Raw genomic sequence first — 10,833 nt, forward strand, 5'->3', positions numbered from 1 at the left:
TAATTTATCGTTAATCCCTAGCCTTTACCTGGATCAAACTCCAGAACACAGACCGGCTGTGCCGCCACTTCGGCTTTTCCTTCTCCGTCTACCTGCGTTACATTCTGCAGAAAAAGGTTCAGGATTTTCCTTTTTTCCCATAGCTCGGTATCGAATGTTGGCTCCCAGGAGCCAACCGAGGCTGATGTGAGATCACTCACGCTCCAGCGCTTTCTTTTGAGGTCGTTTATGCGGAGCGCAGACACCTTGCTACCCCGTTCTTCATCCCTGAAAACCATGAGAATAGCAGCCCTGCGGCCGGAGCCTGTGACCATTATCTGCGGACGTGAGATGGGGATTGCCTTGGTGCCCGCACCGCTCAGGCTGAAGGCAGCCTTGCGGAAGCATGGAGAGATCGTTTGCCATTTCTTGCCATTGTGGTAGATGATATGGTATTGCGGGACCCTTGATCCAGCCTCTCTCCAGTAGGTCGCGATGTATGGATTCCCTGCTTTGTCATTTGCCATGGACGTCTGGTTGATCAGCTCACTTTTTTGTGGAATTAAACAAGCATATTCAGCTGATTCTTTAGTAATTGGGATTCTGTATTGCTCCCCTGTAGACTTCTCCCATGTACGTCCGCCATCCCTGGATCGGGCATAAGCCATGTCGTGATTGCTTGCTACATCGGGGGTCTCTCGCCAAACCCAGGAGATGTGCATGGTGCCGTTGCGGTCGATCGAAGATTGGCAGTAGGCGTTGCGTTTCCCCTCTCCATCGATGAGGTTGCGATGAAGCTGAGTCCACGTTTTCGTACCCTTGTCGTACCGGTTGACCACGAGGTCGCCTTTCCCCGAAGCACCGTTCCGGTATAGGAACAGGAGGTTTCCATCAGCAAGTTTGTAGAACTCCGGATAGGTGACATTCTGCTCGACCAGCCCCGTCATTTGCATTTTTTCAGTCATCTCCAGCGAGCCCGGAGCTATGCTCCTGCAGTAGCGAAGCGGATGGCCGTGGTGATCCCAGGACATGTGGAGATAACCATCGCCGTCGACCATGATGCTGATCGAATTGTGGGCGTCGGCCGCATTACCGGTATAAGGTGTTTTTTTAATTTTCCAGCTATCCTCCCCCTGGCGGCGTTTGCCGAGGATGACGTTCATATCCTTGTCATAATAGGCGACAAACTGGGTATCGCGCCAGCTGACCAATGAGTTCTTACGAAAGATCACGGCGTTGACCGAGTTATTGGCCCAGCCATCGCCTACATAGCTGAGATTGACATTCTGCCCGAGCTTCAAATCCTGGGCGTACAACATTTCCAAGCCTGCGAACAGCAGCGGAATCAAGGCAATCACGCGGCTGCCGAATAGGTTTTCGATCGAGAAGAAGCCACCAGGGGCCGAACTCTTGCCATACAACGCATTTCTAGCTGATTTAAGCGCATTTTGCACTCGAAGAGAGCACTTACGCGTTCTGAATAAAAAAGAAGCTCTCAAGGCTTTAAATTTAACTTCAACAATACACTCTGGAACTACACTCCAGAGTGACCGGCGTATGCGTGATTTGATGACCATCATTCGAATACCATGACAAATCCACCTGCGGGTTTCACTTTCAAGCTTGTTGTACGGGAGGGCACAACATCGGATTTCGCGAAGGATAGATCCTCCTCTCCGTCCGTGATCATCTTTCCTGTACCGGGAATGAATGACAAATCGAGAGTAAACTCCCTGCTTTCCTTTTCACCGTTTATACCGGCTACATACCAGCGATTTCCGGACTTCCGGGCGATGACCACCCGCTTACCCGGGAAGCCATCGATGAAGCGAACGTCGTCCCATGTAGAGGGAAGGTTCCTCAGATGCTCCTTCACATAGTCGGGGACATGTGACATACCTTCAGGCGTTTCTGCCAGATGCTGAATTCCTGAAGTAAACAGAATGGGAAGTGCAAGTTCAAAGCCGTTGGTCGTTTTCCGTTTAATATTCGGAATCTTATGCAGGACCATCGGAGTGTAATCCATCGGGTCAAATACATTCCTGGTGAAGGGAATAGTGGTACAGTGGGCAGGTTGCATATCTTCTGCTTCCTGAGCAAAGGTGCGAAACTCCATACCTTTGACTGACTCCATGGTCATCAGATTGGGGTAGGTAATCTGCAGTCCCCTCGGCAAGGTTGTTCCATGAAAGTTGACAAGGATCTTGTGATCTGCTGCGTCCTTGAGAATGTCGAGATAGTATTGCATGAACGACTGGCCATCTCCGCCGAAGAAGTCAATCTTCACACCCTTGATCCCCATCTTCTGCAGTTTGGCAAACTCCGCTCTGCGGCTTTCCCTGGTGAGCATCATATCACGCGGTGTAAAGGGAGCGCCATTCCAGGCTCCTGCCGAGTTATACCAAAGGAGCAAGCCGACCTTCTTTGTCTGCGCATATTCCGCGAGCTCGGCGATCTTTTCATATCCGATCCGCTTATCCCATTCCGCATCGATCAGGAGATACTCCCAGTTCATATCGGCGGCATAATCTATAAAACGTTTCTGCACATGATAAACGGTAGAATCATCTTTCATGAGCACCCAACTCCACGCAGATTTCCCGGGTTTGATATAGGAAAGATCGAGCTCCATAGTCGGCTTAGCCACATCTGTGCCCAGACTGGATTCGACGATAGTCTTGAGACTTCCCAGCGCGATGATCCGCCAGGGAGTGTACCAGGGCAATTTTGATGCGGGGAGCAGTGCTGCTCCCGGTGAAAACACTTCGGGCGATTGCGGGAAGCCGATGCTATACTCCCCTCCCGGAGAGTCGGGTTTTAACCTGGTGCCCGCGTAGTTCCCCTCAGAGGCAGATTCGGTGATAAGTACCCAGGTATCGCCATTCTGAAACAAAGCAGGGAATACCCAGCCTGCCCGGATAGGAGACTTCCTCCCTACCGGAATTCCCTGCTCGTAATTCTCTTCGTAAGATGGATTGGTGCGCTCCCATCCGGTTTGCGCATCGGCCATGGGCTGCAGCCAGCCTCTGGCACTTCCGGGAAAATTGAAGGAGCTTACTTCGTTCGTGATCTGTTTGATGTCTGCCGATTGTCCCGGGAAATAGTACCGGAAAGCGACGCCATCATTTGATATGCGGAAGATAATATCCAGGGGTTTCCCTGCGCCGTTGCTTAAATGGAAGACTTGTTGTTTGGCGACATAACGGTTAATACGGCGCTTTCCGACAAGCGTTTCATATTGTCCAGCTAAACTTTCGATACCGGATGCGGAGCTCAGCCGAAGCGCCCGTGTGTAGTCGCCATCCGAGCGCACCAGGCCAAGCTTTGATGTTTCGATGGCCTCTACATTGTTTCGTGAAACCGCGTAGCTGGGTTCACCTTTACTGTTCAGAGTAAAAGTCAAGACGATCTTGTCGTTCGGACTCGATAACTTGAAAGTCTTGACCTGCGCCATAGCGGATGACCCGGCCAGCAGCAGGAAGAAGCTGAATCTCCGTAGCTCTTTAATCATTATCATTGGGTTGTTAAATCTTTAGTCAAGTGTGACCTCAGGCCAGCCTAGAGTGTCCCATTTTAGGGTTTTGATCTGCAATTTGGGCTTACCGTTATCTTTTGCATCATAGCCATGATAGATCAGATAGTCGGTTCCATCAAAGCGGCAAACGGCATTATGGCCTACGCCATGCCAGTTGGCGTTACCTGCGAGGAGTAATGTACCGCCTGCTGTGCGCATATCGCGTCCTTCCTTATCAAGGTAGGGTCCTTTTACGTCTCGGGACCTCCCTACAACCATCTTGTAGGTGCTGTTGACCCCTTTGCAGCAATAGTCTATCGATGCAAAAAGGTAATAATACCGGTTTCTCTTAAAAATGAAAGGCGCTTCGATCGCGTTGCCACCGGCGTCGGGAGGGTTGTTGTCTACTGCCGGGGGATTGGCCAGCTGGTTTGGATCCATTTTCCTGCTGGCGATCGTAGGAAGATGAATGGTGTCGCCCAACACCTGAAGGCGGTCTTTGCTCAGTTTAACTAGCTTGAGTCCGTCCCAGAAGGAGCCGAAAGACAGATAAGGGTTTCCTTTGTTGTCCGTGATCAGGTTGGGATCTATCGCGTTCCAATTTGTAATTCCAGGATAAGACTGGATGATCTTCCCTTTATCGCTCCACTTGAAATCGGGACTTCCGGGATCCAGTGTCTTGTTGACAGCGAGGCCGATACAGGACGTATTTTTACCGAATGCGGATACGGAATAGTACAGATAGTAGAGCCCGTCGGCGTAACTGATATCGGGAGCCCAGATATGGTTTCTGAAGCCGGGCACTGCTGCTACTGCCCAGGATGGTGCTTCTTCAAAGACCTGCTTTTCACGCTTCCAGCTTTTCATATCGGAAGATGACCAGACTGCGATTCCCCGCCCTGTGCAGAACAGGTAGTAGCGATTTCCGGCCTTGATCATGACAGGGTCATGAACCGAGATGTCAGTTTCAAGGTCCTGCCCTCTTAGGACAAGACCTGAAAACAGACAGATAAACAGAACGAGAATCTGTTTTCCCATGATATTTTAGATTTTAACCCGAACCATATTTACCGAATATGGATTCAGATCGAGATTGATCTTCTTATTTTTGATCGCGATGGATGATACCTTAGGACTAATTGCCTCGGGTACTTCAAGGGAATTCACGGCATTCAGATCAGCGCTACTCAGCACGGTTAAAGATCCTTTACCCTGCACTTTACTAAGTCCGTCGATCACAAAGGATCCGCTTTGCTTTTTACCTGAGGAATTTACGACCTTCAGGATAAGCTCATTGGTTTTACGGTCTATAGTTGCAGATGCATAATATCCGTCTTGTCCGGTAACAGCCTTATTATCCAGAAGCACAGGAACGACATCAGTACCCCTATTCAGAGAAAAAAGCTTCTGCACCTGATAGTTCGCTGTTCCATAAGAACGCAGGTTATCTACCCAGATCAGATCGGGCGTCCACTGCCAGCCTTCTGCATGAGCAAATAAGGGCGCATAAGAAGCCATGACTACAACATCGGCGTTGCGCTCCAGGCCGGTCATGAAAGCCGCTTCAGACATGGCGCATTGCCAGTTGTTCTTGTTATCGGGACTGGCAATCCTTACGCTTTGTGCCGCATACTCCCCTGCGAAGATCTTAGGGCCTTTACGATCATAATTATCATAGCGGCCTGCATTCTCGAGGAACCATTGCGGTGCTCGGTAATAATGCTCGTCGATAATGTCTGCATTCATTGCCCTCAGCTCTCTATCAAGATAGTCGAACCTGTCTCCGTTTGGATCTGTTCCTGAACTATTCACGATCTTTATATCGGGATATTTGTCGTTGATGGCTTTGGTAAATACTTTAAGACGTTCAATATACTGAGGTCCCCAGTTTTCATTACCGACACCGATCATGGTCATTTTAAACGGCGCGGGGTGCCCCATTTCAGCACGCTTCTTCCCCCAGACAGATGTGGCTGGCCCATTGGCAAACTCAATCAGATCAAGCGCATCCTGAATATAGGGTTGCAGCTCATCGAGAGGAACTACTTCTGCCGTATTGAACTGACAGGCCATTCCTGCATTCAGAATCGGCAGCGGAGCGGCACCGATATCTTCACAAAGCTGGAAATACTCAAAGAAGCCGAGGCCAAAAGACTGGAAATAATCCGGTGCTAGCCTGTGCTTAAACTCGACGTTCCAGCGGTTGATGATCAGCTCGCGGTCTTCGAGGTTTCCAATAGTTTTTTTCCATTGAAAGCGCTCGTCAAGTGTGCGGCCTTCCACGATACAACCTCCGGGAAAGCGGAGGAAGCCAGGCTTCATATCGGCAAGCAGTTGCACCATGTCGGCGCGCAGACCGTTCTTTCTTCCTTTCCAGGTATCTCTGGGAAATAAGGAGATCATGTCAAGGTCCATCCCTCCTTTGTCCGCCAGCATGATGTTCAGGCTGGCTTTGGGCACGGTAGTCTTTGCTACAAAGGTGGCCGTGTATTTAGCCCAGTTCGTACTCGTTGGTTTAACGGTAGCGGTACCGACCACGGCATTCTTTTCATCCACCAGTTCAATGAGGAGGTTTCCTGTGCTGCCCTCATGCTGCCGTGCGAGAACAGAGAAGTCGTACTGCATGCCCTGCTTGATCCCCATTCCTTTGAAGCCCTCGTTGGCGAGACCGTAACGACCGGAGCTGGATTTCAGCTGCACATAGCGTCTGTTGGCAGGGTTTACATTTCCGCGATTCTGATACAGCGCTGTTCCTTCGGCATTTTGGTCTTTGATCTCTTTCCAGCCCATACCGGCGACATCGAACTCGAAAGACCTGTTCTTAACCAGTTCTGCATAGAGGCCACCGTCGGCACCCTGGTTGATATCTTCAAAGAAGAGCCCCCACATGGTTGGAGCAACCTGAGCCTTTACCTCATTGGCTTTAATGGTAAAGACCTTTGCACTCTGTGCGCTCGCCGAGCTTGTTGCGCAAGAAACCAGAACTGCCCCCATTGCGAGCAGTCTGGTATATCTATCTATCTGTAAAATCATATTGGTTTTATTTGAGTGCAAGCTCAACCACTGACAGCGGAGGAAGCTCTGCTTTCAGTTGATTGCCGCTCTTCTTAGCTCCCTTGAATTGGGCAGCTACGATCTTGTTAGGATTGGCGAACGAGTTGTAGTCGTTGAATTTAGCAGAGGTAACAATGCGTCCGCTAACATTCGACCACTTAAGTCCGTTCAGCGCGGTATTGATGCTGATCTTCTTTTTAGGATCCAGGTTGACGAGAGTAATGTGAACCACGCCATTGGAGTCAATAGATGCGGAAGCATTTACTGCCGGGATCTTATTACCTGCAAGCTCATAGTCAGGGCTCTTAAAGTTAAGCGGAATCAGTTTGGCGTCCATGTGACCCTTATAAAGGTCGAAAACGTGGTAAGTTGGCGTCAGGAGCATCTTTTCCTTCTCGGTGAGGATCAGAGCCTGCAGCACGTTTACAGTTTGTGCAAGGCTGGCCAGCTTTACCCTGTCTGCATGGTTATTGAAGATATTCAGTGTAGAACCGGCAATAAGCGCATCGCGCATACTGTTCTGCTGATACAGGAATCCAGGATTGGTTCCAGGCTCAACATCTGTCCATACACCCCACTCATCTACAGCCAAAGCAACTTTTTTCTGAGGATCGTATTTATCCATCACCGCGGAGTGCATTCTAACCAGGCTATCCATAGCAAGGCCGTTCTTCATGGTCTGGAAATATTCTTTTTCGTCAAATGCGGTTGCAGAACCTTTCTTACCCCAGTTTCCGGTAGGCAGAGTATAATAGTGCAGGGATACGCCCCACATATCGCGCCCCGGAATATTCTTCATCAGCACTTCAGTCCAGTTTACGTCCCATGAGTTGGCACCGCTGGCAATTTTCTTAAGTGTAGCACCAGGGTAATTTCGGGCGTAAGTAGCATAGCGCTTGTACAGGTCAGCATAATACTCGGGGGTCATGTTACCACCGCAGCCCCAGCTTTCGTTTCCTACTCCCCAGAAGCTTACTCTCCATGGTTCGGCTCTGCCATTCTCTTTGCGGAGGTTGGCCATTGGGCTCACGCCATCAAAATTCAGGTATTCTACCCATTTAGCCATCTCTTCGACCGTACCACTACCTACGTTACCTGCGATATAGGGTTCGCACTCAAGCAAAGCACATAGTTCAAGGAATTCGTGGGTACCGAAGCTATTGTCTTCTACGACGCCACCCCAATTGGTGTTGACCATTTTAGGGCGCTGTTCGCGGGGTCCGATACCGTCGCGCCAGTGGTATTCGTCGGCAAAACAGCCTCCCGGCCATCTTAGATTGGGCACTTTGATCTTCTTCAACGCATCCACGATATCCAGGCGAATGCGATCTTTCTTCGGAACGTTCAGTGCCGGATCTACCCAGAAGCCGTCGTAAATACAGCGACCAAGGTGCTCAGAGAAGTGACCATAAATGTCTCTGCTGATAACGGTTTTTGCATTAGCGGTGTTGACGTCGATCGTCAGTGCGCTTTGTGCGTTCGCAGTAAGGTTAACGCCCAAAAAGGCGATAAGAAGTGATAGTGAGGTTTTTTTCATCAGTTTAAAATTGGCCCGGGACTCGATTTAATAAGGCGGGTTGGTTAGATTCTTTGATTTTTTAGTTAGCGAGACTAAGGTAATTTAAAATTCTAGAAGCGTCAAGTAAACAATTAATTACAGAATCTAAGGAGGATACAGCAGAAAATTTTCTGCTGTATCCCGGAAATTGTGCTTTTATTTCAACGCAATTCTCTCCACCGGAGAGTACGCCAATTCATTGACCCCGGCGGTCTTAACCCCCACCCTGACGTAGACGGCGTCGAGCGAGGTTAATGCCGCAGGGATGGTCACATTCATGCTAACCGGCTGGCCGGTGTTAGGAATCGCAGATGCCTCGACAACCGTGCGGGCACTTTGATTCACATCGTCAACCAGAGCCGTTCTGAACACATATAGTCTGACCGATTCAAGGGCATTAGCCGTGCTGACGGTCTGCAGGCTCGCAGTGGCAGTGATCGTGGCACCGTTTCTCTGAAAGGTAGCACTCTTCACGAAGGTATAGGGAGTGACCGGAACATCAACCACAGTGTTGCCTCGCACCTGCACGTCGATCGAATCTGTATTACTGAGCCAAGGCCCCCCGTTTTGTCTAGTCATTTTATAATCCCCATCAAACAGCCGGGCTGAATAGGTACCGTCGGGAGCCACAAACACGCGTATTTTGGAGAAAAATGCGTATCCATGTTGCCAAAGTTCCAGCTGGACAGCATTTGATCTGACACCGATGGGTTGGCCTTCGAAAACGACCCTTCCCGTAAGGAGTGATTCGGGTTCATCGTAATTGTCTTTTTTACACCCGTAGCCTCCTGCTAAGGTGATCAGCAGGAGTGAGTATATATATGCCTTAAGTCTCATAGCCGATTAGTTAAATGGATTTTGAACAATTTTTGGATTATTGTTGATAACGGACTGGTCGAAAGAGGAATAATAATTGAAGTTCTGGAAGAATCGCGGCGCCCGAAAGCGCGGAGCAACCATCTTCACAAATACGTACTTCCCATCGCGGGCAGGGTCGCCGGGGCGGACCACGCGGTATGGATACAATGCGTACACCATGTCTTGTGGGTTGTTAACATTACCAGTCCAGACCTTATCGGCTTGTCTCCAACGCTTAAGGTCCCAGACGCGATGATCTTCAAAGGCGAGCTCATTGCGACGTTCATTTCTGATCCGGTCTAATGTCAGGGTAGCGACAGTCAGACTGTTCTGTGGAAAACCGGCGCGGGCGCGAAGAGGATTGATATAGGTCAGCGCATCAGCCGGTCTTCCTAATTCAAATGCGGCTTCTGCAGCATTCAAATGAATCTCGCCGAGACGGAACCAAACCCACCAAACGTCACTTTGAATACCACGGGTAGAAGCTCCTCCATTTGCATCAACATACTTGCGCAGGTAGAAACCCGTGTTGGATACTTCTTGTATCGATCTGTGCGGCCCTGAAGCAGCGATCAACAGCTTGTTATCTGTATAATTCGCACCCAGATCAGGGCCTTCAATAGTTCTGTACGCATTGGTTGCAGCATCCCATTGCATGACACCTGCCTGCATACTCACCGTCAAACCTCTGAATGGAGCTCCGGGATAAATGACCGTTCCATATAAGCGGGCATCTTTGTTCGCGAATATGTCGGTGGTGCTGTTGTAGTAAATATAGTCTGTGTTCGCTGCATTGCGGGTTCTTAACTCACCACTGCTTCCATCCAGATACTCATAGCTTTCGACCAGATTCAATGACGGAGCTATACTGGATGAACTTAAGTTATCTTCTCTAATCCCTCTTGCAATGTTCTCGTAGGTGAAAAAGTGCTTTTTAGCCTTAGAGGTCAGGAAGTCCCTTACAAAGATCACCTCAGGGTTATTTGCTTTTTTAACTACAGCCTCGTAGAAGTTTTCCCCCAGGTTTGGATTGCTGTTATACAAGGAGTATGGTCCTGATAGCACTTCAACAGAGGCTTCCAGCGACTTTTGAAAGTAGTCGTTTGCCCTAGAGGCCGGGATTCCAACTTCCCCACCGGGAGTAACGATATTGGGAGTTAATAAGGCATTGTACTTCGCTATGGAACCTGCATACAGCATTGCTCTGCTTTTTAAGGCCATGCAAGTAAACCTGTTGGCTCGCGTGTTACTAGTACCGTTTCCGATGTCATTTTTGATAGCATCAAGCTCAGAAGCAATGAAATCATATACCTCCTCTTCTTTAGCGCGGGGTTGCTGCAAGGATGCCGGATCACCTCCAAAGTCATAGATCAGCTGGGTAGTGATCAAAGGGACTCCGCCCATCCGCTTTACCATCTCGAAATAAAGGTATGCCCTGATGAACCTCAGCTCGGCCTTGGTCTGTGCCCTTTGCACCTCTGTAAGTGTGGCACTCCCGTATTTATCAACATATTCGATGGAGAGATTCAGGTCGCGAACGAAAGTATAGTCGTATAATCTCCAGCGGCCTCTATCATAGTTCACTATTCCATTTCGGGGTTCTTCATTTGAACTACCAGACCACATGGCGTCATCGTAGTCAGCCATGTTTCTCCACTGCGATCCCCCTTGATCGTTGAGCCCCATATCTGTAGGAAGCCGGTCATAGAAACTGGCCAGCAGTCCCGTGATGAGCTTGGGGTCTTTCCACAGCTGTTCATCGGTAACAATATCCGTAGGTTCCCTCTCCAGATAATCTTTTTTACAAGCACTCACACTAACTGTTAGCAGAAAGCCGAATATGATGTATTTCGTTATATTTTTCATAATA

The 10,833-nt window shown here is 49.3% G+C and carries 7 protein-coding genes; all 7 read right to left on the reverse strand.

Annotation, left to right across the window (positions count from 1 at the left end):
* Positions 1 to 17: 17 nt before the first annotated feature.
* The 7 genes from ACO1NU_RS01445 to ACO1NU_RS01475 all read right to left on the reverse strand — a co-directional run bounded on the left by ACO1NU_RS01445 (position 18) and on the right by ACO1NU_RS01475 (position 10,829).
* Positions 18 to 1,559, reverse strand: coding sequence for a BNR repeat-containing protein (locus tag ACO1NU_RS01445; RefSeq protein ID WP_448816664.1), 1,542 nt, complete (start codon positions 1,557 to 1,559; stop codon positions 18 to 20).
* Positions 1,556 to 3,490 carry a glycoside hydrolase family 97 catalytic domain-containing protein gene (locus ACO1NU_RS01450; RefSeq protein ID WP_448816665.1) on the reverse strand — a complete coding sequence of 645 codons (1,935 nt, stop codon included), beginning with the start codon at positions 3,488 to 3,490 and terminating at the stop codon, positions 1,556 to 1,558. Before ACO1NU_RS01450 ends, ACO1NU_RS01445 begins: the two co-directional genes overlap by 4 nt.
* A 21-nt stretch (positions 3,491 to 3,511) precedes the next feature.
* The gene (locus ACO1NU_RS01455; RefSeq protein WP_448816666.1) at positions 3,512 to 4,531 is read right to left on the reverse strand and encodes a family 43 glycosylhydrolase; all 1,020 of its coding nucleotides are present in this window, start codon (positions 4,529 to 4,531) and stop codon (positions 3,512 to 3,514) included.
* 6 nt (positions 4,532 to 4,537) lie between these two features.
* Positions 4,538 to 6,526: an alpha-L-arabinofuranosidase C-terminal domain-containing protein gene (locus ACO1NU_RS01460; protein WP_448816667.1), complete on the reverse strand. Its 1,989-nt coding sequence runs from the start codon at positions 6,524 to 6,526 to the stop codon at positions 4,538 to 4,540.
* A gap of 7 nt (positions 6,527 to 6,533) precedes the next feature.
* The gene (locus ACO1NU_RS01465; RefSeq protein ID WP_448816668.1) at positions 6,534 to 8,084 is read right to left on the reverse strand and encodes an alpha-N-arabinofuranosidase; all 1,551 of its coding nucleotides are present in this window, start codon (positions 8,082 to 8,084) and stop codon (positions 6,534 to 6,536) included.
* Positions 8,085 to 8,261: 177 nt separating this feature from the next.
* Positions 8,262 to 8,942: a DUF3823 domain-containing protein gene (locus tag ACO1NU_RS01470; protein WP_448816669.1), complete on the reverse strand. Its 681-nt coding sequence runs from the start codon at positions 8,940 to 8,942 to the stop codon at positions 8,262 to 8,264.
* A gap of 6 nt (positions 8,943 to 8,948) precedes the next feature.
* Entirely contained in the window at positions 8,949 to 10,829 is a 1,881-nt protein-coding gene (locus tag ACO1NU_RS01475; RefSeq protein WP_448816670.1) for a RagB/SusD family nutrient uptake outer membrane protein, read from the reverse strand.
* Between the last annotated feature and the right edge of the window lie 4 nt (positions 10,830 to 10,833).

The organism is Arcticibacter sp. (assembly GCF_053551015.1).